General features: G+C 69.6%; 19 protein-coding genes and 1 riboswitch. Of the genes, 12 read left to right on the top strand and 7 right to left on the bottom strand.

Going from position 1 to position 25,234, the window contains the following annotated elements:
- Positions 1–53: 53 nt before the first annotated feature.
- Together uvrA and HTA01S_RS11230 are read left to right on the top strand one after the other, a co-directional pair.
- A complete protein-coding gene (uvrA, locus tag HTA01S_RS11225; protein WP_084236030.1) occupies positions 54–6,008 on the top strand; it encodes an excinuclease ABC subunit UvrA in 5,955 nt (1,984 codons plus the stop codon).
- A gap of 84 nt (positions 6,009–6,092) precedes the next feature.
- Positions 6,093–6,824, top strand: coding sequence for a class I SAM-dependent methyltransferase (locus HTA01S_RS11230; protein WP_245638066.1), 732 nt, complete (start codon positions 6,093–6,095; stop codon positions 6,822–6,824).
- Between the two features lie 37 nt (positions 6,825–6,861).
- Here the strand turns inward: HTA01S_RS11230 and HTA01S_RS11235 are convergent, their stop codons facing one another.
- A complete protein-coding gene (locus HTA01S_RS11235) occupies positions 6,862–7,248 on the bottom strand; it encodes a hypothetical protein (RefSeq protein ID WP_068171013.1) in 387 nt (128 codons plus the stop codon).
- 156 nt (positions 7,249–7,404) lie between these two features.
- Here HTA01S_RS11235 and HTA01S_RS11240 point away from each other — a divergent pair, with 156 nt between their 5' ends.
- Positions 7,405–8,526: a YeeE/YedE family protein gene (locus tag HTA01S_RS11240; protein WP_068171017.1), complete on the top strand. Its 1,122-nt coding sequence runs from the start codon at positions 7,405–7,407 to the stop codon at positions 8,524–8,526.
- A gap of 187 nt (positions 8,527–8,713) precedes the next feature.
- Here HTA01S_RS11240 and HTA01S_RS11245 read toward each other — a convergent pair whose 3' ends face one another.
- Positions 8,714–9,967, bottom strand: a complete 1,254-nt coding sequence (locus tag HTA01S_RS11245; protein WP_068171019.1) for an MFS transporter — start codon at positions 9,965–9,967, stop codon at positions 8,714–8,716.
- Entirely contained in the window at positions 9,964–10,767 is an 804-nt protein-coding gene (locus HTA01S_RS11250; RefSeq protein WP_068171022.1) for an HAD-IIB family hydrolase, read from the bottom strand. The genes HTA01S_RS11245 and HTA01S_RS11250 overlap by 4 nt, the downstream gene beginning before the upstream one ends.
- Positions 10,768–10,822: 55 nt before the next feature.
- Positions 10,823–10,910, top strand: a riboswitch (S-adenosyl-L-homocysteine riboswitch).
- A gap of 71 nt (positions 10,911–10,981) precedes the next feature.
- Here HTA01S_RS11250 and ahcY point away from each other — a divergent pair.
- From ahcY to HTA01S_RS11275, 5 genes are all read left to right on the top strand, one after another.
- Positions 10,982–12,418, top strand: a complete 1,437-nt coding sequence (gene ahcY, locus HTA01S_RS11255; protein WP_068171025.1) for an adenosylhomocysteinase — start codon at positions 10,982–10,984, stop codon at positions 12,416–12,418.
- Between the two features lie 149 nt (positions 12,419–12,567).
- Positions 12,568–13,335, top strand: coding sequence for a TlyA family RNA methyltransferase (locus HTA01S_RS11260; protein ID WP_068171028.1), 768 nt, complete (start codon positions 12,568–12,570; stop codon positions 13,333–13,335).
- 36 nt (positions 13,336–13,371) lie between these two features.
- Positions 13,372–14,202, top strand: coding sequence for a methylenetetrahydrofolate reductase [NAD(P)H] (gene metF, locus HTA01S_RS11265; protein WP_068171030.1), 831 nt, complete (start codon positions 13,372–13,374; stop codon positions 14,200–14,202).
- Positions 14,199–14,618 carry a septal ring lytic transglycosylase RlpA family protein gene (locus HTA01S_RS11270; protein ID WP_068171034.1) on the top strand — a complete coding sequence of 140 codons (420 nt, stop codon included), beginning with the start codon at positions 14,199–14,201 and terminating at the stop codon, positions 14,616–14,618. Before metF ends, HTA01S_RS11270 begins: the two co-directional genes overlap by 4 nt.
- A 162-nt stretch (positions 14,619–14,780) precedes the next feature.
- Entirely contained in the window at positions 14,781–15,377 is a 597-nt protein-coding gene (locus HTA01S_RS11275; protein ID WP_068171156.1) for an OmpW/AlkL family protein, read from the top strand.
- Positions 15,378–15,450: 73 nt separating this feature from the next.
- Here the strand turns inward: HTA01S_RS11275 and HTA01S_RS11280 are convergent, their stop codons facing one another.
- Positions 15,451–17,622 (bottom strand): sensor histidine kinase, encoded by a 2,172-nt coding sequence (locus HTA01S_RS11280; RefSeq protein WP_068171036.1) that lies wholly within the window; start codon positions 17,620–17,622, stop codon positions 15,451–15,453.
- Positions 17,619–18,365 carry a response regulator transcription factor gene (locus HTA01S_RS11285; protein WP_068171038.1) on the bottom strand — a complete coding sequence of 249 codons (747 nt, stop codon included), beginning with the start codon at positions 18,363–18,365 and terminating at the stop codon, positions 17,619–17,621. Before HTA01S_RS11285 ends, HTA01S_RS11280 begins: the two co-directional genes overlap by 4 nt.
- A gap of 184 nt (positions 18,366–18,549) precedes the next feature.
- Here HTA01S_RS11285 and HTA01S_RS11290 point away from each other — a divergent pair, with 184 nt between their 5' ends.
- From HTA01S_RS11290 to HTA01S_RS11305, 4 genes are all read left to right on the top strand, one after another.
- On the top strand, positions 18,550–19,851 hold the full coding sequence (locus HTA01S_RS11290; protein WP_068171041.1) for an SPFH domain-containing protein: 1,302 nt from the start codon (positions 18,550–18,552) through the stop codon (positions 19,849–19,851).
- Positions 19,848–21,410 (top strand): hypothetical protein, encoded by a 1,563-nt coding sequence (locus tag HTA01S_RS11295; protein WP_245638067.1) that lies wholly within the window; start codon positions 19,848–19,850, stop codon positions 21,408–21,410. Before HTA01S_RS11290 ends, HTA01S_RS11295 begins: the two co-directional genes overlap by 4 nt.
- Before the next feature lie 84 nt (positions 21,411–21,494).
- A complete protein-coding gene (locus HTA01S_RS11300; RefSeq protein WP_084236031.1) occupies positions 21,495–22,055 on the top strand; it encodes a septal ring lytic transglycosylase RlpA family protein in 561 nt (186 codons plus the stop codon).
- A gap of 40 nt (positions 22,056–22,095) precedes the next feature.
- A complete protein-coding gene (locus tag HTA01S_RS11305; protein ID WP_068171044.1) occupies positions 22,096–23,373 on the top strand; it encodes an O-acetylhomoserine aminocarboxypropyltransferase/cysteine synthase family protein in 1,278 nt (425 codons plus the stop codon).
- A gap of 222 nt (positions 23,374–23,595) precedes the next feature.
- Here the strand turns inward: HTA01S_RS11305 and HTA01S_RS11310 are convergent, their stop codons facing one another.
- Positions 23,596–24,705, bottom strand: a complete 1,110-nt coding sequence (locus HTA01S_RS11310) for a 2Fe-2S iron-sulfur cluster-binding protein (protein ID WP_068171046.1) — start codon at positions 24,703–24,705, stop codon at positions 23,596–23,598.
- A gap of 4 nt (positions 24,706–24,709) precedes the next feature.
- Positions 24,710–25,234 (bottom strand): 1,2-phenylacetyl-CoA epoxidase subunit PaaD, encoded by a 525-nt coding sequence (gene paaD, locus HTA01S_RS11315; RefSeq protein ID WP_068171165.1) that lies wholly within the window; start codon positions 25,232–25,234, stop codon positions 24,710–24,712.

Below are 25,234 nucleotides of genomic sequence, written 5' to 3' on the forward strand. Positions count from 1 at the left end.
GGATGGCGCACCCCCTCCGTAGAATGTTTGCCTCCCACTCTGGAGCCCCCCGCATGTCCGACGCCTTCCTGCCCGCCGAACCCTTGTCGGCCGAAACGCCTGTGTCTCCAGTCGCCACCGAGGGGGAGGGCCGCACGGCCGAAGGCGGTACCGGGCTGATCCGCATCCGCGGCGCGCGCCAGCACAACCTGAAGAACATCGACCTCGACATCCGCACTGGCGAGCTCACGGTGGTCACCGGGCCCAGCGGCTCGGGCAAGTCCAGCCTGGTGTTCGACACGTTGTTCGCCGAGGGCCAGCGCCGCTACGTCGAGACCTTCAGCGCCTACGCGCGCCAGTTCCTCGACCGCATGGACAAGCCGGCGGTGGACCGGGTGGAGGGTGTGCCGCCCGCCATCGCCATCGACCAGACCAACCCGGTGCGCTCCTCGCGCTCGACCGTGGGCACGATGACCGAGCTGAACGACCACCTGAAGCTCCTGTTCGCGCGCGGCGCCGAGCTGTTCGACCGCGAAACCGCGCTGCCGGTGCGGCACGACTCGCCCGAGTCGATCTACGCCGAGCTGCAGAAGCGCTGTGTTGAACTGGGCGATCCGCGGCTGGTGGTGACCTTCCCCGTCGAACTGCCCGCCAGCACCACGCCCGAAGAAATCGAACAATGGCTCTCGGCCAGCGGCTACACCCGCGTGCAGGCCGAGCGTGTGGTGCAGCGCGCCGCGCCCGCGCCCGACGCCAAGGCGGCCAAGACCCCGAAGGCGAAAACCGCCAAAGCGGCCAAGGCTGCCGCGGTCAGCGAATCGGTGAAAGTGCTCGACGTGGTGGCCGACCGTTTCCGCATCGGCACGGCCGAGCAGGCGCGCGTGATGGAGGCCATCGAAGCCGGCCTCAAGCGTGGCAGCGGCAAGCTGATGGTGTATGTGCTTGGTGAGGATGGAGCCGAGCCAGTGATTTGGCGTTTTTCGACCGGCCTGCACTGCCCCGAAAGCGACATCCGCTACAGCGACCCCACGCCGTCCATGTTCTCGTTCAACTCGGCCGTGGGCGCCTGCGAGGCCTGCCGGGGCTTTGGCCGGGTGATCGGGGTGGACTACGGTCTGGTGATCCCCAACGACAAGCTCACGCTGCGCGCGGGCGCGGTCAAGGTGTTCCAGACGCCGGCCTGGAAGGAGGCGCAAGACGATCTGATGCGCCACGCCGAAGCCGCCGGCATCCCGCGCGACACGCCCTGGGCCAAGCTCACGCCCGAGCAGCAGCACTGGGTGAAGGCCGGCTCGCCGAACTGGAACGGCAAGTGGAACCAGCACTGGTTCGGCATCGCGCGCTTCTTCGAGTACCTGGAGAGCAAGGCCTACAAGATGCACATCCGGGTGCTCTTGTCCAAGTACCGCAGCTACACCGAATGCCCGAGCTGCGGCGGCGCCCGTCTGAAGACCGACAGCCTGCTCTGGCGCGTCGGCACCCAGCAGCAGGCCGACGCGGTGCTGCCGCCCGAGCAACGCTATCTGCCGCAGGGCGTGAAATGGTCGCGCGCGCAGCTCGAAGCCTTGCCCGGCCTGTGCCTGCACGACCTGATGCTGCTGCCGCTGGACAAGCTAAGGCTGTTTTTTGCGTCCCTTGCTCCGTTCCTCGTTGGGGGCGGGCAGGAGTCCCACACCGGCCAGGCGCAGGCCCTCAAGCTCCTGCTCGACGAAATCAACACCCGCCTGCGCTACCTCTGCGAGGTCGGCATCGGCTACCTCACGCTGGACCGCCAGAGCCGCACCCTCAGCGGCGGCGAGGTGCAGCGCATCAACCTCACCACGGCGCTCGGCACCTCGCTGGTCAACACGCTGTTCGTGCTCGACGAACCCAGCATCGGCCTGCACCCGCGCGACATGGCGCGCATCAACAAGGCCATGCTGCGCCTGCGCGACGCGGGCAACACCCTGGTGGTGGTGGAGCACGACCCGGCGGTGATGCTCGCGGCCGACCGCCTGATCGACATGGGTCCGGGCCCGGGTGAGCGCGGGGGGCAGATCGTGTTCGACGGCACGCCCGAAGCCATCCGCGACGCCGACACGCTCACCGGCGCCTACCTGGGCGCGCGCAAGCAGGTCGGCATGGGCTTCAAGCGCATGGTGACCGACAACACGCCGCGCCTGATCCTGGAAGGCGCGCGCGAACACAACCTGAAGAACGTCACCGTGGACTTTCCGCTGCAGCGCCTGGTGGTGGTCACCGGCGTCTCGGGTTCGGGCAAGTCCAGCCTGATCCAGGACGTGCTCGCGCCCGCGCTGCTGCGCCATTTCGGCAAATCCACCGACACCCCCGGCGCGCACGACCGCCTGCTCGGCGCCGACTTCCTGAGCGAGGTTGTGTTCGTCGACCAGTCGCCCATCGGCAAGACCGCGCGCTCCAACCCGGTGAGTTACGTCGGCGCCTGGGACGCCCTGCGTGCCCTGTTCGCCGACGCGCCGCTGTCGCGCCAGCGCAGCTACACCGCGAGCAAGTTCAGCTTCAACGGTGGCGACGGCCGCTGCCCCACCTGCGGTGGCTCGGGCTTCGAGCACGTGGAGATGCAGTTCCTGAGCGACGTGTACCTGCGTTGTCCGGACTGCGACGGCAAACGCTACCGGCCCGAGATTCTGGAGGTGCGCATCGAACGTGGGGGCCGCACGCTCAACGTGGCCGACGTGCTCGACCTCACCGTGAGCGAAGCGGCTGCGCTGTTCGGCAACGACCGCGAAGTGATCCGCGCCCTGCAGCCCATCGTGGACGTGGGGCTGGAGTACGTGAAGCTCGGCCAGCCCGTGCCCACGCTCTCGGGCGGCGAAGCGCAGCGGCTCAAGCTCGCGGGCTTCCTGGCCGAGGCGGCCAAGTCGGCCAGCGCCAGCCGCCAGCCGATCTCGCGCAAGGGCACGCTGTTCCTGTTCGACGAACCCACCACCGGCCTGCATTTCGACGACATCGCCAAACTCATGCGCTCCTTGCGCAAGCTGCTCGACGCCGGGCACTCGCTGGTGGTCATCGAGCACAACCTGGACGTGATCCGTGCCGCCGACTGGCTGATCGACCTCGGCCCTGAAGGCGGGGAGGGCGGTGGTCTTGTGGTGGCCGAGGGCACGCCCGAGGAGGTGCGCAAGCACCCCACGAGCCACACCGCGCTGTCGTTGCGCGAGTACGCGCTGTCAATGGGCGAGGTGCACGAAGCGCACGAGGGCCGGGTGACAGACTACCTGGCGCCCGCCAGGGGGCCGGGATCGGCGAAGGCCGCACGGGTGGCCACGCCGCAGCCCAACACCATCCGCATCGTCAACGCCAAGGAACACAACCTCAAGAACCTGAGCGTGGACATCCCGCGCGGGCGGTTCAACGTGATCTCGGGCGTGAGCGGCTCGGGCAAGTCCACGCTGGCGTTCGACATCCTGTTCAACGAGGGCCAGCGGCGCTACCTGGAAAGCCTCAACGCCTACGCGCGCAGCATCGTGCAGCCAGCGGGCCGGCCCGAGGTGGACGCGGTCTACGGCATCCCGCCCACGGTCGCCATCGAGCAGCGCCTGAGCCGTGGTGGCCGCAAGAGCACCGTGGGCACGACCACCGAGGTCTGGCATTTCCTGCGCCTGCTGTACGTGAAGCTGGGCACGCAGCACTGCGTGCACGACGGCGCGGCCGTGATGCCGCAGAGCCCCGAGAGCATCGCCGCGGCCATCCTCACGCGTTACGCGGGACAACACATCGGCCTGCTCGCGCCGCTGGTGGTGAACCGCAAGGGCGTCTACACCGAGCTGGCCGACTGGGCGCGCCCGCGCGGCCACACCCACCTGCGGGTGGACGGCGAGTTCCTGCCCACCACCGGCTTCCCGCGCATCGACCGGTTCAAGGAACACACCATCGAGCTGCCGGTGGCCGACGGCGTGGTCAGTGCCGATGAAGAGACCTGGTGGCGCCGCCAGCTCGCGAAGGCGCTGGAGATCGGCAAAGGCCAGGTGCATGTGCTGCACCCGCTCGAGGGCCTGAGCCAGGCGCTGGCCGAGGGCACGTCCACCGTGGGCCTGGGCCGGCTGGAGGTGTTTTCCACCACCCGCGCCTGCCCCGTCTGCGCCACCAGCTACCCCGAGCTGGACCCGCGCCTGTTCTCGTACAACAGCAAACACGGCTGGTGCCCCGACTGCGTGGGCACGGGCCTCGCGCTCTCGCGCGAACAGCGCAAGGCGCTGGACGACTCGGTGCGCGACGACGGGGAGCGCGGGCGCGAGCAGAGCTTTGCCGAGCCCGAGGTGGAAGACCTGGCCGATCAGCCTTGCCCGAGCTGCGAAGGCACCCGCCTGAACGCCCAGGCCCGCGCGGTGAAGTTCGGTGGTGTGGGCATCACGGACGTGGCGCGGTTGTCGGTGAACGAGGTGCGCAGCTGGGTGCACGGCTTGCAGAAAGAGGCCGTGTTGAGCAGCCGGGAAGCCGACATCGCACGCGACCTGCTGCCCGAAATCGAAAGCCGCCTCGCTTTCCTGGAAGAGGTGGGCCTGAACTACCTCACGCTCGACCGCGGCGCGCCCACGCTGTCCGGTGGCGAAGCGCAGCGCATCCGCCTGGCCGCACAGCTCGGCAGCAACCTGCAGGGCGTGTGTTACGTGCTCGACGAGCCCACCATCGGCCTGCACGCGCGCGACAACGCCATCCTGCTCAACGCCCTGCACAAGCTCGGCGACCAGGGCAACACCCTGGTGGTGGTGGAGCACGACGAAGACACCATCCGCCGCGCCGACCACATCATCGACATCGGCCCCAGCGCCGGCAAACGCGGTGGCCGTGTGGTGGCGCAGGGCACGGTGGCCGACCTCTCGGCAAACGAAGAATCCGTCACCGGGCGCTACCTGCTCCACGCCATGAAACACCCGCTGCAGCCGAGGCGAGCGGTTCTGGCTGCATCGGCCGTTCCTGCGGCTTCATCGCCAGCACCACACGACAACCACTGGCTCGAAGTCCGCGGCGCCCGCCTGCACAACCTGCAGAACCTCAACGTCGCCGTCCCGCTGCAGCGCCTGGTGGTTGTCACCGGCGTCAGCGGTTCCGGCAAATCCACCTTCGCGCGCGACGTGCTGCTCACCAACGCGGCGGCGGCGGTGTCCCAGCGCAGCACCTTCGCCGGCCGCACCCGCTGGGATGCGGGCGAGCGCCCCACCTGGACCGGCTGCGACAAATTGCTGGGCTCCGAGGTGGTGGACCGCGTGCTCGAAGTCGACCAGACCCCCATCGGCAAAACGCCGCGCAGTTGCCCCGCCACCTACATCGGCTTCTGGGACACGGTGCGCAAGCTCTTCGCCGATACGCTCGAAGCCAAGGCTCGCGGCTACGGCCCGGGCCGCTTCAGCTTCAACACGGGCGAAGGCCGCTGCCCGGGCTGCGAAGGCCAGGGCATGCGCACCATCGAGATGAGCTTCCTGCCCGACGTGAAAGTGCCCTGCGAGGTCTGCCACGGCGCGCGCTTCAACCCCGAAACCCTTGCCGTCACCTGGAAGGGCAAGAGCATCGGCGACGTGCTGCAGATGGAGGTGGACGAGGCGGTGGAGTTCTTCGCCTCCATGCCCAACATCAGCCACCCGCTGCAGCTGCTGAAAGACGTGGGCCTGGGCTACCTCACGCTGGGGCAACCATCACCGACGTTGAGCGGCGGCGAGGCGCAGCGCATCAAGCTCGTGACCGAACTCAGCAAGGTGCGCGACGACGTCACGCGCCGCGGCCAGAAGGCGCCGCACACGCTTTACGTGCTGGACGAACCCACGGTGGGCCTGCACATGGCCGACGTGGAAAAGCTCATCCGCGTGCTGCACCGCCTGGTGGACGGCGGCCACAGCGTGATCGTGATCGAACACGACCTGGACGTGATGGCCGAGGCCGACTGGATCATCGACCTCGGCCCCGAAGGCGGCGGTGGTGGTGGTCGCGTGGTGGCCGAGGCGCCGCCCGACGAGGTGGTGCGGCTGGGCACGCACACCGGGCGCGTGCTCGGGCCGGTGCTGGCGCGGGTGTAGCCTTCTCGCCGCTGAGCGTCTTCCCCCAGGGGCCGAGCCTGTCGCCCGGCCAGGCCGGTGGCTGCGGCGACAATGCCGCTCACCATGCTGATCTGGCCACTCCCCGCACTGCTGACCTGGGCGCTCGCCTGGGGTGTTTTCCTGGGGCTGCGCGCGGCCGGGTTGGGGGCTGTGGCGGCCTTCGTGCTGGCGCTGCTGGTCTCGGGCCTGCCGGCCTGGACCGGGCGCACGCCCTGGCGCCGGGTTTTCATGCTGGCCGGGTTCCCGCTCTCGTTGCTGGCCAGCGGCGCGGCGGGCGGCCTGCCGGCCTGGGCCTGGCTGCTGCCGCTGGCGCTGCTGCTCGCGCTCTACCCGCTCAACACCTGGCGCGATGCGCCGCTGTTTCCTACCCCGGCCACGGCGCTGCGGGGCCTGGCGGGCCAGGCGCCCTTGCCGGACGGCGCGCGGATGGTGGACGCCGGCTGCGGGCTGGGCGCGGGCCTGAAGGCGCTGCACGGTGAATACCCCCAGGCGCGCATTCAGGGCCTCGAATGGAGCTGGCCGCTCGCGGCTTTGTGTGCCTTGCGCTGCCGTTTTGCCCAGGTGCGCCGGGCCGACATCTGGGCCGCCGACTGGTCGGGCTACGATCTGGTCTATCTGTTTCAGCGGCCCGAGAGCATGCCGTGGGCGATGGACAAGGCCGCAAGCGAACTGCGGCCCGGGAGCTGGCTGGTGAGCCTGGAGTTCGAGGCCAGCGGCTGGGCGCCGCAGGGCCGGCTGCAGAACGTGGACGGCAAGCCGGTGTGGCTCTACCAGGCGCCGTTCCGCCGGCGCTGACGCCGTCCGACTGACACCGTCGGGACGGATTCCCGGTTCAGGCCCAGGCCATCCAGGCCAGGGCCAATGCCAGTGCCACGAAACCCCAGAGCAGCAGGCGCGTGCGCACGCGCAGTGCCTCCACGGCGGTGACCAGGCGCGCGTTCTGTTCGGCCAGTTCGGCCACGGTCTGGGTCAGCTGTTCCTGCGCCTGGGCCTGTTGATGGATCTGCTGCTGCGCCACGATCAGGCGGTTGGTCAGCTCCCCCAGGCTCGGCGTTTCACCCGCCGGCATCTCGATGACATCGGCGGCCGGCGGTATGGCCGGGGTCTGCGCGCGCTGGCGCTCCAGCAGCTTGCGCGCGGCGCTGAGCACCTTGGGCGCGTGTTCGATCACGTCGCCCCAGGGAATGACCTTGAGCGCAACCAGCCAGGGAATGGCCATGGGGAGTCCTTTCGTCGTGGGTACGGGGTGGAAGGTCTTGGGCGTTGGAGCTTACCCCGCCCGCCGGGTTCGCCAGAAGTTGCGCCGCATCAAGCTTTGTGGTGGTCGGGCGGCGTAACATGAATGTTTGCGCATATCTTCATAAATGGAGACGTCATGGACTGGACAAGCTGGATCGAGCGGGTGGGCGAACCGGGCGTGCTCGCCCTGTGCGGTCTGTTGGCCGGGCTGGGCTTCGGCTTTTTTGCCCAGCGCTCGCGTTTCTGCCTGCGCGCGGCGGTGATCGAGTTCTGGCACGGCCACTTCGGCGACAAGCTCACCGTGTGGCTGCTGGCGTTTGCCACGGCCGTGGTGGCCGCGCAGCTGCTGGTGTTGTCCGGTCTGCTGGACGTGAGCACGGCGCGCCAGCTCTCGGCGCGCGGCAGCCTGTCGGGCGCGCTGCTGGGTGGCCTGATCTTTGGCGTGGGCATGGTGATGACGCGCGGTTGCGCGAGCCGGCTGCTGGTGCTGTCGGCCAACGGCAACCTGCGCGCGCTGCTTTCGGGGCTGATCTTCGCGGTCACGGCGCAGGCCTCGCTCAACGGTGTGCTCGCGCCCTGGCGCGAAACCGTGTCGACCTGGTGGGTGGTGGAGGGCGGCCCTTCGCGCAGCCTGCTCGCGCTGCTCGGCGCCGGGCCCTGGGACGGTCTGGCGTTCGGCATGGTCTGGCTGGTGACCGCGCTGTTTTTTGCGGTCCGCAGTGGCTGGGGCTTCTGGAAATGGGCCGGCGGCATCGGTACCGGGCTGATGGTGGCGCTGGCCTGGGCCGGCACCTACCAGGTGATGGCGCATTCCTTCGAGCCGGTGCAGATCCAGGGCCTGACCTTCAGCGGCCCCTCGGCCGAGTGGCTGATGCGGGTGCTCAGCAAGCCCGGCGAACCCTGGACCTTCGGCCTGGGCCTGATGCCGGGGGTGTTCCTCGGTTCGCTGGTGGGCGCCCTGGTGGGCGGCGACTGGAAGCTCGAAGGCTTCGGCGGCGGCTACACCATGCCGCGCTACATCGTCGGCGCCATCCTGATGGGCTTTGGCTCCATGCTGGCGGGGGGCTGCGCCGTGGGCGCGGGCATGACGGGCGGCGCTATCTTCGCAGTCACCGCCTGGGTGACCCTTGCGGGCATGTGGATCGGCGGTGGCGTGGCCGACCGCGTGTTCGACGGCGCGAACAAACCCGCGCCTGCACCCGCCCCGTCGGCCGATCCGGCGCCGCGGGCGGCGAATGCGCCGACGGCTGCGCCTTGAGGAGGTCCCCCCCGCGCCGCCTTCGGCGTCACCCCCCGGGGGGGCGCCAGCTGCGGCCTGGCGAAGCCAGTTCCGCGCTGGCCTGGGTTTGGCGTTGCTTCGGGCGTTGCTTTGTGGCTTTGAGCGCGGCAGCCTCTGCTGCGGCTGGGCGAAGCCCGTTCTGCGCTGGCCTGGGCTGGCCGTTGTTTCAGGCGTTTCCTTGAGCCTTTGACTCGCGATTTTCCTTGCGCAGCAGCCACCAGCCTGACCCGGCCACGGCCAGCAGCAGCGCGGGGAAGCCGAGCACCGGCGCCCAGTCCAGCATGGCCGCGCCCAGGGCCGGGGCCAGCACGCCGCCCAGCGTGTACGACAGCACCAGCACCGCGGTGCTGTTGACCAGGGTGATGCCTTCTTCGCGCGAGCCGATGTCGATCATCGCCAGCGTGTACAGGCTGCCGCCCGCGCCGCCCCAGAAGAAGGCCACCGCCGCCGCCAGCCAGGGTGTGCCGGCCACGAAGGGAATGAGCGCCGTGGCCGCCAGCGTGACCAGTGCGCAGGCGTGCATGATCGCCAGCCGCGCGCGGTGGGCGCCACCCCAGCGTGGGTGGCCGCCCAGCCGGTCGGCCAGCAGGCCGGCGGGCAGCATCATGAGCGCGCTGCCCAGGCCGCTGGCCGACACCAGCAGCGCCGCCGCCGCGACGCCCAGGCCCAGGCTCAGGCCGTACAGCGGCAGGATGGAGGTGAGCCCGCTCTCGAAGAAGCCGCCAACGAAGCCCACCGTCATGATCAGCGGGTGCGCGCGCAGCGCATGCCACACGCCGTGCAGGCCGACGCGCGCGCTGTGGGCGTCGGCCGCGTCCGGCAGCGGCGGGATCGCCAGGCTCCACAGCAGGCCGATGAACAGGCTGGCCAGCACCAGCCACAGCGCCACCGGGTTCTGCGGCCCCAGCACGGCGAGCAGGGCGGGGCCGATCACGAAGGTGGTGCCCACCATGGTCTCGAACAGGCCCACCATGCGGCCGCGCTTCAGGGGCGGCGCGAACTCGGCCACCACCGCCTCGGCCAGCACCCAGCGCAGGCCCGAGGCCGCGCCGGCGATGAAGTCCAGCACGAACCACGCGGGCAGCCAGTCGGTGAGCAGAAAGCCGGTGGTGGAGATCACCGGAATCAGCGCCGACAGCCACAGCGTAGGCCGGCGCCCGAGCCGCTGCGTGATGGCCGAGGCGAACGGCGTGATGAGAAACACGCCCACCCAGCCGCTGGCCGCGAACAGGCCGGCGAGTGTGGTGGACACGCCGTCGCCCTTGAGCCGCAACAGCAGCAGCGGCAGCAGCATGAAATAGCCCACCAGTTCGAAGAAGGTGGCGCCAAAGATGGCCACCAGCCCGAGCCGGGCGTGGGCCGGAGGGGTTATGGGCAGGGGCGAGCCGCCGTGGCCGGGCGGCAGCGGGTGTTCGCTCATCGGGGAGCCTTGGCTGCCAGCACTGCGTGCGCCAGCTCGGCGAAGCCCGCGCCGCGTTCGCCCGGCGTCAGGTAGCGCGGGCGGTGGGTCAGCTGGTCCCAGAAGCGCGCCACGTTGGCCACGCCCACGCTGTGCGGAAAGTGGCCAAACATGCGCGCGTCGTTGGTGGAGTCGCCCACGTAGACCCAGCGGTCCAGCTCGGCGTCGAGTTCACGCGCCAGGTGGGTGCGCACGATCCAGCGCGCGCCGGCGAGCTTGTCGTGCCCGCCGATCCAGCCGTTGATGTGGATGGAGCTGACCGTGGCGTTCAGGCCGCCGGCCCGCATCAGGCGCACCACCTCATGGATCGATGCGTCGTCCAGCTGGGCGAACTCGCTGTGGTCGATGGCGATGTCGGTTTCGCGCCCGGGGCTGTCCTGCGACAGGCGCGTGTGCGGCAGCTCGGTCAGGATGGTCCGCGCCACCGCCTGCAACCGCGCGAAGTTCGCGCGGCGCGTGACCTCGTCCTGCAGCCAGGCCTTCTGCAGCGTGCCGTCCGCGCCGCGCCACAGCGCCACGGCACCGTTCTCCGCCACGATGGCGTTCACCGGCCAGGCCAGGGCGAAGGTTTCGCTCCAGCCCGCCGGGCGCCCGGTGATGGCGAACACCGGCAGGCCGGCGGCGCGCAGCGCGTGCAGGGCGGCCAGGGCGTCGGGCGTGATCGCGCCCTCGGTGGTGAGGGTGTCGTCGATGTCGGTGAGCACGCCGTGGATGGCGGCGCGCTCGGCCTGCGGCCAGTCGGAAAGGGTGGGATGGGTCATCAAGGCCCGCCAGTTTCGCAGATAGCCAAAATGGGCGCCTGCGTTAGAATCGTTGCCATCCGAGGAGCGTTGCAGCGCACCCCTGACCACCGGTCAGCGCGGGGCGTGAGGCTCGGAAATCCATGCAACGACGCTCATCCACTTCCGTGCGATGGGCTTTTTTATTCCCGTTTCGCGCGTGAGGTGGTTCATTCAACCTTCTCTGGAGCGAACCATGAACGCACGCATTCCCGCCGCCGTCGCCACCGACTGCGTCATCACCGACATCGGCCTGGCCGACTGGGGCCGCAAGGAAATCCGCATCGCCGAGACCGAGATGCCCGGTCTCATGGCCATCCGCGAAGAGTTCGCGGCCAAGCAACCGCTGAAAGGCGCACGCATCACCGGTTCGCTGCACATGACCATCCAGACGGCCGTGCTGATTGAAACCCTGCAGGCCCTGGGCGCGCAAGTGCGCTGGGCCTCGTGCAACATCTTCTCCACGCAGGACCACGCCGCCGCCGCCATCGCCGCCGCCGGCACGCCGGTGTTTGCCGTCAAGGGCGAAACCCTGACCGACTACTGGGACTACACCCACCGCATCTTTGACTTTGGCGCCAAGGGCACCGAGGGCGAAGGCCCGAACATGATCCTGGACGACGGCGGCGACGCCACGCTGCTGATGCACCTGGGCAAGCAGGCCGAGCGCGACCAGAGCGTGCTGGCCCACCCGGGCAGCGAAGAAGAGCGCATCCTGTTCGCCGCCATCAAGGCCAAACTGGCCGAGGACAGCACCTGGTACAGCCGCAAGAGCGCCCAGATCATCGGCGTGACCGAAGAAACCACCACGGGCGTGCACCGCCTGAAGGAAATGAGTGCCAAGGGCACGCTGCTGTTCCGCGCCATCAACGTCAACGACTCGGTGACCAAGAGCAAGTTCGACAACCTCTACGGCTGCCGCGAGAGTCTGGTGGATGGCATCAAGCGCGCCACCGACGTGATGATTGCCGGCAAGGTCGCCTGCGTGGCCGGTTACGGCGACGTGGGCAAGGGCTCGGCCCAGGCCCTGCGCGCCCTGAGCGCTCAGGTGTGGGTGACCGAGATCGACCCCATCAACGCCCTGCAGGCCGCGATGGAAGGCTACAAGGTCGTGACCATGGAGTACGCCGCCGACAAGGCCGACATCTTCGTGACCACCACCGGCAACCGCGACGTGATCACCTTCGACCACATGGCCGCCATGAAGGACCAGGCCATCGTCTGCAACATCGGCCACTTCGACAACGAGATCCAGGTCGCCAAGCTGGAAGCGCACTGCCAGTGGGAGGAAATCAAGCCCCAGGTCGACCATGTGATCTTCCCGGACGGCAAGAAGATCATCCTGCTGGCCAAGGGCCGCCTGGTGAACCTGGGCTGCGGCACCGGCCACCCCAGCTTCGTGATGTCGTCGAGCTTCGCCAACCAGACCATCGCGCAGATCGAGCTGTTCACCCACCCCGAGGGTTACGACGTGGGCAAGGTCTACGTGCTGCCCAAGCACCTGGACGAGAAGGTCGCGCGCTTGCACCTGAAGAAGGTCGGCGCGATGCTGAGCGAGCTGAGCGACGAGCAGGCGGCCTATATCGGCGTGCCGAAACAAGGTCCGTACAAGCCGGACACGTATCGGTATTGACCCCCCCCCGCGCCGCCTTCGGCGTCACCCCCCAGGGGGCGGCGCTGGCGGCCCGGCAAAGCCGGTTCCGCGGCGCCCTGGGGCTCGCGGCCTTCGGACCGCTCGTTTCGCTCCGACGAGGTTGCTCTATTCGTTGCTCTGTGCCACCCATGCGTGCTGATCAGTTGATTGTTGAGCGAGGCCTCGCCGCTTCGCGCTCGCAGGCCCAGCGGCTGATCGCTGCGGGGGTGCGCTGGCGTTTGCCTGGCGGCGACTGGAAAGCCGTGAGCAAAAACGGCGACGAGTTGCGCGAGACGGTGGAGCTGGAGCTGCTGGACACGGCGGAGTCGCGTTTCGTGTCGCGTGGCGGGCTGAAGCTGGACGGTGCGCTCACGCATTGCGGGATGGAGGTGACGGGTCAACGGTGTCTCGACGTGGGCCAGAGCAGCGGTGGCTTCACCGACTGCCTGCTGCAGCGCGGCGCCGCCCAGGTGGTCGGTGTCGATGTCGGGCAGGGCCAGTTGCACCCCAAGCTGCGTGCCGATGCGCGCGTGCTCTGCATCGAAAAATGCAATGCCCGCGAACTCACGGCGGAGCAACTGGTGCAAGCCGGGGGCGAGGCCGCCGCGGCGCCGTTCGACCTGATCGTGGGCGACCTGTCGTTCATCTCGCAGACCTTGGTCTGGCCGGCCATCGTGCCGCTGTTGAAAGACGGTGGCGACCTGCTGATGCTGGTCAAGCCGCAGTTCGAGCTGCAGCCTGAGCACATCGGCAAGGGCGGCCTGGTGAAGGATGCGGCGAGTTACGCGCGGGTGCGCGAGCGCATCGCGCAGGCCTGCGTGGACAACGGCCTGGCGATGCGGGACTATTTTGAAAGCGCCATCACCGGCGGTGACGGCAACCGCGAATTTTTTGTCTGGGCGCGGCGCACGGCCTGAGGCCGGCGCCCCGTGCCACCCCACTGAGGCAACACCATGGCACTGCCACTGAGTTTTGAGTTCTTTCCACCCAAGACGCCCGACGGCGCCGAGAAGCTGCGCGCCGTGCGCCAGCGGCTCTACACCCTCAAGCCCGAGTTCTGCTCGGTCACCTTTGGTGCCGGTGGCTCTACGCAGGACGGCACGCTGCAGGCCGTGACCGAGATCATGGCCGAGGGCTGCCCGGCGGCCCCGCACCTGAGCTGCATCGGCCAGTCGCGCGAGTCCATCCGCGAGCGGCTCGCGGCCTACGCGGGTGCCGGCATCCACCGCCTGGTGGCCTTGCGCGGTGATCTGCCCAGCGGCTACGGCCTGGGCGGCGAGTTCCGCTACGCCAGCGATCTGGTGGCCTTTGTGCGAGCCGAAACCGGCGACCAGTTCCACATCGAGGTGGCGGCCTACCCGGAAACCCATCCGCAGGCCAAGTCGCCGCTGGCCGATCTGGACGCGTTCGTGGCCAAGGTGCAGGCGGGCGCGAATTCGGGCATCACCCAGTACTTCTTCAACAGCGACGCCTATTTCCGCTACGTGGACGATCTGCGCCGGCGGGGCGTGGACGTGCCGGTGGTGCCGGGCATCATGCCCATCACCAGCTCCACCCAGCTGATGCGTTTCTCCGACGCCTGCGGCGCCGAGATTCCGCGCTGGATCCGCATGCGCCTGCAGGCCTATGGCGACGACACCGCGTCCATCAAGGCCTTCGGGCTGGACGTGGTGAGCGACTTGTGCGATCGCCTGCACCGCGCCGGCGTGCCCGGGCTGCACTTCTACACCATGAACCAGAGCGCCGCGACGATGGAGATCGTGCAGCGCCTGCGGTTGTCATGAGCTCGCGGGCCGCGCTGCTGCTGGCCCTGGCCGCGGCATTGTGGCTGGGCGGTTGCTCCACCACGCGCGAGCCCTCGCCGTCCGACCTGGGACTTCCCGGGTCATGGGACGGGCCGGGCGGCGGCAGCGAAATCGAACGCGGCATGGCCTCCTGGTATGGCCAGCAGTTCCAGGGCCGGCGCACCGCCAGCGGCGAGCCGTTCGACCGGCACGCGCTGACGGCGGCCCACAAGACCTTGCCGTTCGGCACCTGGGTGCGGGTGCGCCACCTGGGCACCGGCCAGGAGGTGGTGGTGCGCATCAACGACCGCGGCCCCTTCGCCAAAGGGCGCGTCATCGACCTCAGCCAGGCCGCGGCATCGGCCATCGGGCTGATCCAGTCCGGCACGGCCCGGGTGGTGTTGCTCAGACCTTGAAGCCGGGCGCCCCCCGGTTTGATCCAGATCAAGCCACGGGCAATTCCACCCCGCACAAGGGGAGTGCAGGGGCGTGGTTTGACGATCCTCAAACGCCCGCATGCCCCGGTCTTCTGTAATTCCAGCCGGGAATGTTCCCGTGTTGAGGACTGAGAGATGACCATGAAAAAGCACATCATCGCGATTGCCGCTATAACGTTGTTGGCATCGGGCGCCGCCATGGCGCAGGATTTCAAGGCAGGCTCGCTGCTGGTGCGTGCCCGTGCCGTGCACCTGGACAGCGCCAACAAGGACACTACCGGCCTGGGCCTGGAAGTGAACAACAAGTGGCTGCCCGAGGTGGACTTCAGCTATTTCCTCAGCCCGAACCTCGCGGCCGAGCTGATCCTGACCGTGCCCCAGAAACACACCGTGACCGCCGGCGGCGCCAACATCGGCTCGCTGCGCCACCTGCCGCCCACGCTGACGGTGCAATACCACTTTGACTTGGGCGGGGTGAAGCCCTATGTGGGCGCCGGCCTGAACTACACCCGCTTCAGCTCGGTGAACCTGCTGGGCGGTGCCGCCGACGTCAAGCGCAACAGCTTCGGCCCGGCCCTGCAGATCGGCATGGACGTGCCCCTGACGGGAAACATGTACCTGAACTTTGACGTGAAGAAGGTCTACATCAAGACCGACGTGCTCGCGGGCGGCGTCAAGGCAGGCACCTTCAAGGTGGATCCGGTGCTGGTCGGCATGGGCCTGGGCTGGCGTTTCTAAGAAAAAGCGTTTCTTGTTTTTGTGAGGGGTTGTGGCCCGGGGTGCCAAGGCGCTCCGGGCTTTTTTTGTGCGCTCAGGCCAGTCGGGCCAGTCCCAGCGTGAACAGCACGCCATCGGTCGCGTTGCGCGCCTGCACCGTGCCGCCCATCTTGCCCATGTAGGTCTTGACCACGAACAGGCCCTGGCCGCGGTGGCCTTCGGTCGGCGGCAGGTCGGACACACCGTAGTCAAAAATCCGCGGCAGCAGCGCCGCGTCGATCGCCGGCCCCTGGTTGTGCACCGCGATCCAGGCGTGCTGCGGGTCGGCCGTCAGCGACAGCGTGATGGCGGTGCCTGGTGTGCGGCAGCGCTGGGCGTTGCGCAGCAGGTGCGTGACCACGTCTTCCAGCGCGAAGCCATCAGCCCGCACCTGCAGGCCCGCCAGCCCGGTGTTGTCCGCGTCCAGGTAGCGCACGCCGTCGATGCCGGAGAAGTGCGCGTTGTCGGCGATCTGCCGCAGGAAGGCGTGGATGTCCAGCCGCTCGCTGGCCATGTCGGCGGCGACGATCGCCTCGCTCGGGGAGGCGTGGCCGTACAGCACCTTGACGGCCTGCTGCATGCGCTGCACGTAGCGGTGGCTCGGGTCCTCGGGTCGGCCGTGCAGCACCATCAGCGACTGCAGCGGCGACATGATCTCGTGCCCCACGGCGTGCCACATGTCCAGCTCCTGCTGGGCGCGCTGGTGTTCGCGCGAGATGTCGTTCTTCACCCGCTGCAGCAGGTCGGACAGGCCCCCGGCCAGGATGCCGAGTTCGTCGCTGCCACGCAGATCGCTCACGTCCAGGTCGGCGAGCCGGTTTTCCGGCAGGGGTGCGTGCACGTTGTACGACACCGCCGCCGCGCGCCGGGTGAGCTGGGTCACGCGGCGGATGAGGCCGATCTCGATCAGCAGCCAGGCCAGCACGATCGCGCCCAGCATGGCCCCGACCAGCCAGAGCAGGCGCGTGGCGACGATGCTGATGCGGCGCTCCACCGTGCGCACGTCGCCCGTCAGCGTGATCTCGAAGCGGCCCACCGGCGTGGCCACGGTGTCCACCGCCTGCAGCGGCGGCACCTGGGCGCCCACCGGCAGCAGGCCCACGATGTGGCGCACCCAGGGCGATTCGCGTTCCCCCGGGTCGGCGCTGCCGTGCAGGGTCTGCGTGGCGGGGGGACGCGTGAGGCCCGGGGCCAGGGTGCTGGCCAATCGCTGGATCCGCAGGCTCTCGCCCGGCAGCAGGGACTGCGCCAGCTCGGCCAGCGCGGACGGCTCGGCCTGGCGCGGTGCGGCGGTGTCCAGCAGTTGCGCGGACGCGGGCCCCACGATCTGCAGCCCGACGCGGATGTCGGCGAGATCGGCGGGCGGCCAGACCACCCGGGCGGGCGGCAGGTTGGCCACGCGCAGGGCGTCCGAGGGCAGGCGGATGGAATAGAACGCGCGGCGCGGGCAGTCGGGCTGCGCCTGACCCTCCTCGGCGCAGTCCGGGCTTTGCCAGACCCAGCCGCGGAAGTCCCGCACCGGGCGGGTCTTGCGTTGCAGCGTGTCGGGCGCCGCGCCGACCTCGGGTGCCCGAAAGCCGGCCCAGCGCCCCACCAGCGGCGCCTGCGGCTGGCTGGCGGCGCTGGCCACCAGCTCCAACGGCGCGATCCAGCGGGTGGTCTGGCCGCGCAGCGTCAGGTGCACGCGGGCGCGGTGCACGTCCTGCAACTCAAGCTGGCCCCGCTCGCGGCCCACCAGCGGCGGGCTGACGAAGCTGCCCGCGAGGTAGACGAAGCCGCCCGCGTAGGGGTTGCTGCCGATCGCCGCGCAGGCGCTGGAGCCGTCCTGGAACAACACGGCGCAACCCGAGCTCTCCAGCGCCTGCTGGGCCTTGAACGGGTCGTCGAAGTCGAGCGCGCCAAAGGGCAGCAGCAGCGGCGAGAGCTCGGCGCCCTGGCCGGGCGCGGCCGGTTCGTGCTGCGGATTGAGCAGGGCGAGCTGGCCGGCCGGGTGGCGCAGGCGCGCGAGGATCTCCGACTGGGTCTTGCGAAAGCTGTTCTGGTAGTTGAGGTAGCTGCGCTCCTTTTCGTGCCGCAGCACGGTCAGCGCCAGGCCCAGCGTGGCCAGCACCAGCAGCGCAAAGACGGCGCGAAAGAAGATGCGCCGCCGAAAGCCGGCCAGCCCCAGGCGCGGCACGCCGAGCTTGCCCATGCGAAAGCGGGGCAGGTCGAGACCCGGCACCTTCATGCGGGCTTCCGGCCGGGCGCGGAAACCAGGGCTGTGCGCACCCAGCGAAAGCCCCGCATCGGCACGTTCTCGATGCCCTCGAACTGCGGGTCCACCTCGCGGAACGCGTCGCGGATGGTGCTCACGTGTTTGCGCACGTTGTCGCGGTTGCGCCCGCTCTTGACCACGTCGAACAGCTCTTCGTACGACACCACCTCGCCCGCGCGCTGGTGCAGCGTGGCCAGGATGCGCTGCGCGGTCAGCGGCAGGTTGATGCGCTGGCCGCGCCAGATCGGCGTGCGCTGCCACAGCGGGTCCAGGCTCAGCTCGTCGGCGGGTGCCGCGGGTGCGGCCACCGCGGCCTGCTTGCGCGAGACGCGCAGGATGTCCAGAAAGGTCTCGATGAAATCGTGCTCTTCGAAGGTGGTCTTCTGCAGGTAGTCCCAGGCGTCCAGCGCCTTCATGATGCTGCGGTAGATGGCCGCGGGCATGGCCGAGACCACCAGCACCGGCGTGCCCTGGCGGTTCTTGTTGATCGCGTTGATCAGGGCCACGCCGGCATGGCGCTCGTGGCCGAGCTCGATGTCGAGCACCACCAGGTCGTAGGGCACGCGGTTGATGGCGTTTTCCGCGTCGTCGCGGTTGAACCACTGGTCGATCCGGATGTCGGGCCGCGCCGACCGGATCCAGGTGGCCAGCTGTCGGCTGGTGGGTTGATCGTCCTCGATCAGGGCCACGCAAAGGGTCGGGTTGGGGCTGGACATGGTGCGCCATTATGAAATGGCCCCCAGCGCGCGGCGCGGAAGGAATCTTCCGCGGACGAAGCAAATCCGCCGCGGGCCTGAAGCCTCTCGCCCGGCGCCTGCGTTGTAGCTTCCCGGGCCCTTGCGAAGAATCGGGTTCATCGGTTGAGCGGCGTCTGCCCCCCGATCTCCAGGAGTCTTCACCATGTCGTTTTCGCTCAAGCAACTCACCGCCCGCCTGCGCCAGGCCTTTGTCCGGCCGGCACCCGACGCCAGCACCGCGCCACTGTTCGACGATGTTGCGCCGCCGGCACGGCCCCGCCCGCCGCTGCGCCTGCCGCGCCTGCCCCGGCACACCGCCCCGGTGGTGGTGGGGGTCCTGCTGCTGGTCGCCGGCGGCTACACCCTGGTGCGCCACCCGCCCGCGCTGACGATCAACCCGGGCCAGGCGGCGCTGCGCACCAACCAGCTCACCGGCCACCAGCAGGAACTGGGCGCGGGCAATGTCTGGGTGGTGCCCGGCCTGCACCGCCTGCGGGTGCTGTCGCTGCGCGACCAGAACTGGAAGTCGGCCGAGATGGCGCGCCACGACGGGCCGGCGCCGGTACAGTCGGTGGAAGGGTTGTCGCTGGGCGTGGACGTGACGGTGCGCTTCGCGGTCAACCCGGCCCAGCTCGCGCTGGTGGCCAGCCGGCTGCAGGCGGACGCGGGCGCCGAGCTGGTGGACCCGGCCCTGCAGGGCGTGGTCTACAAGACCTTCGCGCGCTACACCGCTCGCGAGATCTTCTCGACCCGGCGCACGGAGATCCAGCAGGCCATGGAAGCCGAACTCAAGCCGAAGCTGGCCGCCGAGGGCCTGATCCTGCGCAATGTGCAGGTGGGCAAGATCGACCTGCCGCCCCAGTACAGCGAGCGCATGGAAACCCTGCTGGCCGAAGAAATGGCCAGCGAAAAGATGCGCTACACGCTGGAACTGAAAGAAAAACGCGTGAAGGAAAGCGAGCTCGAAGCCCGGGCCGAGATGGTGCAGCGGGAGCTGCAGGCCGAGGCCGCCGGCAAGGTGCAGGTGATCGCCGCCAAGGCGCAGGAAGAGGCGATGAAACACGTGCTGCCCTTCAAGCAGCGCCAGGTGGAGCAGCGCAAGCTCGAAGCCGAGGCCGACAAACAGTCGCGCATCCGCACCGCCGAAGGCAACGCCGAAGCGCGGCGCATCGAAGCCGACGGCGAAGCGCTGGCGCGCCAGCGCCTGGCGCAGGCCGAGGCATTCCGGCTGGACGCCGTGGGCAAGGCCAACGCCGAACAGATGGCGCGCGAAGGCAGCCTGCTGAGCCGCCACCCGCTGTTGATCCAGAAGGTCATGGCCGACAAGCTGTCCGACAAGGTGCAGGTCATCATCGCCGCGCCGGGAGCCGACGGCGGCTTCATCGGTTCGGGGCTGTTGGGCCACCCGGGCAAGGCCGTCGCGCTCGCCTCGGGGGCCGCCGCCGACGAAGGGGAAGAAGAATGAGAGCCCCCGCCCACCCACCCGAGAAGACGGTGAAGACCTGCCTGCGCTACGTGGCCACGGCCGTGCTGGCCGCGGCGGCGGCCTGGCTGCTGGTGTTCGTGGCGCCCCCGGCGCACGCCACCGTCGCGCAGCCGCCGGCGATGCCGCCGCAGGCGCTGATCGTGCAGGACGCCGTGGCGCTGCGCGCCGCGCCACGCGAGGCCGCGGCCCAGCAGGCCCGGCTGTGGCAGGGCGAGCTGGTGGAGATCCGCGGCGAGCGCCTGGAGTATGTGCAGGTCTGGGACCACCAGCGCGAACGTGGTGGTTACGTGCGGGCCAGCCAGTTGCGTCGGCTGTCGCTGGACGCGGCCCACGCCGACGAGCTGCTGGCGGTGCTGCGCTTCGTCAAGGACAGCGCGGGCAGCGAAGGCCTGGGTTTCGGCTACGGCGCGGCCTGGCTGCAGGCGGCCAGCCCAGCGCAGTTGTCGGGCCCCGTGGGCGCCGAGGTGCTCGATGCCGTGGCCGGCGCGGCACAGCGGTTGGCGCAACGGGCTTCGGCCGCGGGCCTGTCCCGCAGCGCGCAGGAAGCGCTGATGGGCCAGCTGGACGCGGCGGGGCGCTACGGTATCCGCTTCAACAGCCACGAGCGCGGGGACCGCATGCAGATCTGTTACGACGGGGAGCTGTTCACGCGCGTGCTGGCCATGCCCGCGACCAGTGCCGAGCAGCGCGCCCGCGCCGCGCTGGCCCTGACCGACCCGGCGTGTGAAGACCCCGCGCTCGGTGTGCTGCAACGCATCCAGCGCCAGGAGGACAGCGCCAGCCTGCTGGACCAGGCCGATGCGCCGGGCCTGCCGCCGGTGCTGAAAAACCGCTTGCAGATTCGGCGTGCCAGCGTCTGGTCGGCGGTGGCTTTCGAGCGTTCGCGTGGTGCCCCGGGTGCTGCGCACGCCGCCACCGCCGCCGAGCGCGCGCTGGAGGCACTGGCGCGGGTGGACCCGCAGGGCCTGCCCGACACAGACGCGAGCCTGATGAACGACGCGGTGATGCGCGTGAACGCTTCGCGCTGGGCCGCGGTTCCCGCCAGCATGCCGAGCAAGGGCCTGCAACTGCGCACCAGCCCCGGCGCGCAGGCGGGGCAGACCTGCGCGAGCCTGCACGGCGGCGCGGTGGGCAGTGCGCCGCTGTGGACGCAGTGCAGCCACGGCGTGGTGTGGCCGGCCTCGTTCAGCGTGAACCGCGAAGGCAATGCCGCGGCGCTGGCGGTGCAGCCGATGGCGGGGTGGCGCGAACTCTGGCTGCTGCGCAAACAGGCCGGGGGCTGGACGCTGAGCGTGCTGCCGCCGGCGCCCACCTTGCCGGGCATCGGCTACGCCGAGCTCGCGGGCTGGGTGCCGGGCGGGCGCCAGGTGCTGGTGGCGCGCGAGGCCCGGGGCGAGGGCAAGTACCAGCGGCGCTACGAAGTGCTCGACCTGGCCACGCTCGCCCCCCAGCGACAGGCCAGCGACCCGAGCGTGCTGGGTGCTTTCCAGCGCTGGCAGATGCCACAGTGGAAGCAGCAGAGCGTGAGCCTGCGTTGATGATCGGGGCGCTCCACAGCGCGTGAGGCGCATGGCGCTCGGGTAAGGTGGGGGGCCGGCTCCCATGAGCCGAGAGAAAACGCCATGCCCACAGCACCGAATCCCGCCGCCGGCCGCCTGCGCCTTGCGATCACCCTGCTGGCCGCCCTGGTCGCCGCCTGCGCCGGGCCTTCGCCCGTGCCCGTGGATGCGCCCGATGGCCAGCGGCCGGGCCCGGCGGTCCGTTCCACCGCACCGCCGGCGGACCTGCCGGCAACCGCGTCAACGCCTTCGCCCGCGCCCGGCATCCCGGAACCGGCCACCGCGGCGGTGCCCCCGGTGGATGCTGCGCCAGCGGCGCCATCTGCCCCCGATCAACTGATCGACCAGGGGCTGGCGTCCTGGTACGGAAAGCGTTTCCACGGCCGGCGCACCGCCAGCGGCGAGCGCTACGACATGCACGCCTTCACGGCGGCCCACAGGACCCTGCCCTTCGGCACCCGGGTACGGGTGCGCAGCGTGCACACCGGTAAGGAAGTGTTGGTGCGCATCAACGACCGTGGGCCTTTCAGACGCGGGCGCGTCATCGACCTCAGCCGGGCGGCGATCAACGCCCTGGGTCTGCGCCAGCGTGGGGTGACCACCGTGGAGCTGCTGAGAGAATGAGCGCGCGAATTCGCAACAACACCATCAGGAGAGCGACAGCATGAAGATCGAAACCATCGCCGTGCACGGCGGCTACACGCCCGACCCCACCACCAAGGCCGTGGCGGTCCCCATCTACCAGACCGTGGCCTACGCCTTCGACGACACGCAGCACGGTGCCGACCTGTTCGATCTCAAGGTGGCCGGCAACATCTACAGCCGCATCATGAACCCCACCAACGGCGTGCTCGAAGCGCGCCTGGCCGCGCTCGAAGGCGGCGTGGGCGCACTGGCCATGGCCTCTGGCATGGCGGCGATCACGGCCGCCATTCAGACCATCGCGGAAGCGGGCGACAACATCGTCTCGGCCTCCACGCTGTACGGCGGCACCTACAACCTGTTCGCCCACACCTTTCCGCAGCAAGGCATCACCGTGCGTTTTGCCGACCCGCGCGACCCGGCCGCGTTCGCCGCGCTGATCGACGAAAAGACCAAGGCGATCTACTGCGAGTCCATCGGCAACCCGCTGGGCAACGTGACCGACATCGGCGCGCTGGCCGCCGTGGCCCACGCCGCCGGCGTGCCGCTGATCGTGGACAACACGGTGACCAGCCCCTACCTGTGCCGCCCGTTCGAACACGGCGCCGACATCGTGGTGCATTCACTGACCAAATACCTGGGCGGTCACGGCACCAGCATCGGCGGCGCCATCGTCGACAGCGGCACGTTCCCCTGGGCGCAGCACAAGGCGCGCTTCAAGCGCCTGAACGAGCCCGACGTGAGCTACCACGGCGTGGTCTACACCGAGGCGCTGGGTGCGGCGGCCTACATCGGCCGCGCCCGCGTGGTGCCGCTGCGCAACATGGGTGCGGCGCTGTCGCCCATGAACGCGTTCCAGATCCTGCAGGGCATCGAAACGCTGGCGCTGCGCATGGACCGCATCTGCGAGAACGCCGTCAAGGTGGCGACCCACCTGCAGAACCACCCCAAGGTGGCCTGGGTCAACTACGCGGGCCTGCCCGACCACAAGGACCATGCACTGGTGCAGCAGTACATGGGTGGGCGCGCCTCCGGCATCATCAGCTTTGGCCTGAAGTCCAGCGATGCGATCGCCGCCGGCACGCGCTTCCAGGACGCGCTGCAGCTCTTCACCCGCCTGGTGAACATCGGCGACGCCAAGTCGCTCGCCTGCCACCCGGCCACCACCACGCACCGCCAGCTCAACCCCGACGAAATGAAGAAAGCCGGCGTGAGCCCCGACATGGTCCGCCTGTCCATCGGCATCGAACACATCGATGACCTGATGGCCGATCTGGAGCAGGCGCTGAGCAAGGTGTGACCCCCCCTGCGCCGCTTTGCGCGCCTTGCAGGCCGCGTCTGCGTCAGAGCCGCAGACACTTCGGGCTGTCCGAATCTGCGCAGGCAGATTCAGAGCCGCGGCCCTCAGCCCCCCAAGGGGGACCACGCCCTTGGACCGGCGAAGCCGGATCTTCGGCGTGTGCTGGGATGGGGCACGCGCACCGGCTCGGCCAATGGGTGCGGGCAGCGTCGAATGTGGGGGTCAGCGCTCGTCGTAGCTCACCACGAGCCGGTCGGTCGTCGGTCGCGCCTGGCAGCTCAGCACGAAGCCCTTCTCGGTCTCCCAGGGTTCGAGCGTGAAGTTCTTGTCCATGGTCACCGCGCCTTGCACCACCTTGGCGCGGCAGGTGCAGCACACGCCACCGCGGCAGGACCAGGGCAGGTCCAGCCCGGCGTTGAGGGCGACGTCCAGCACGTGTTCGTCCTTGCCCATGCGCAGCTGGTGCGGTTTGCCGTCGAGTACCACGGTCAGCGCGACCTCGCCTTCGGTCGGCACGGCCGGGTGGCCCAGCACCGCGGCCCGGCGCTGATCGGCGGGCAGGGCTTCCAGCGTGGGCGAGGTAAAACGTTCGGCGTGCAGGCGGTCGGGTCGCACGCCCGCTTCCAGCAGCGCCCGCTGCGTGGCCTCGATCATGGCCTCCGGGCCGCAGATGAACACCTCGTCCATGCTGCCCACGGGCAGCAGCGTGGCGATGAGGGCGCGCACCTTGTCGCCGTCGATGCGGCCTTCGAGCAGCGGCACTTCCTGCGCCTGGCGAGAGAGCACGTGGATCAGCGTGAGGCGGCTGGGGTACTTGTCCTTCAGGTCCTGCAGCGCTTCGTTGAACATCACGCTGGCCATGCGGCGGTTGCCGTAGACCAGGGTGAATTTCGCTTCGGGCGATTCTTCGAGCGTGCTGGCCATGATGGACAGGATGGGGGTGATGCCCGAGCCCGCCGCGAAGCCCACGCGATGGATGGCGCGTGGCTTGTGCACGGTGAAGCGGCCGTCGGGCGGCATCACACGCAGCGTGTCCCCGGCCTGGAGATCGGCCGCCGCCCAGTTCGAAAACACGCCGCCTTCGACCGGCCGGATGCCCAGCGTGAGTTCGCCCCGCTGCGTGAGCAGGCTGCGCGGGCTGCTGATGGAGTAGCTGCGCCGCACGTCCTGTCCGCCGATGGTGGTGCGCAGCGTGAGGAACTGGCCCGGTTCGAAAGCGAAGGTGTCGCGCAGCTCGGGCGGAATGCGCAGCGACACCGCCACCGACCCGGCGGCCTCGGGGTGGACGCGCGAGACGGTGAGGTCGTGGAAGCGGGGGGCGGCGTGGCTCATGGCGTCAATATGGTTTGAAGTAGTCGAAGGGCTCCAGGCAGTCGAGGCACTTGAAGAGTGCTTTGCAGGCGGTGGAGCCGAACGGCGAGGTTTCCGTGGTGTTGGTTGAGCCGCACTGGGGGCAAGGCACCGCGATGTGCCGGGTCGCGTGGCGGCTGAACTTCAGCACCCCAGCGGGCGTATCGGCGTGGCTGCCGCACTGCGGCGGTGCGATGCCATAGGCGCGTAGCTTCTCGCGCGCGGCCTCGCTCATCCAGTCGGTGGTCCAGGCGGGCGAGAGCTGCGTGACGACGCGGCCGGGCAGCCCGGCATCGCGCAGTGCGGCGACGATGTCGTCCTCGATCTGGCCCATGGCCGGGCAGCCGCTGTAGGTGGGCGTGATGACCACTTCCGGCACGCCGTCGGCCCCCTCGCGCACGGCGCGCAGGATGCCCAGCTCGCGCAGGCTGATGACCGGAATCTCCGGGTCGGCCAGGTGCGCCAGCGCCTCGGCGATGGCGGCGAGCGAAGCGGGGGTGGCCGCATGCAT

Origin of the sequence: Hydrogenophaga taeniospiralis CCUG 15921 (assembly GCF_001592305.1) — a bacterium.
In the GTDB taxonomy this organism is placed as follows: Bacteria; Pseudomonadota; Gammaproteobacteria; order Burkholderiales; family Burkholderiaceae_C; genus Hydrogenophaga; species Hydrogenophaga taeniospiralis.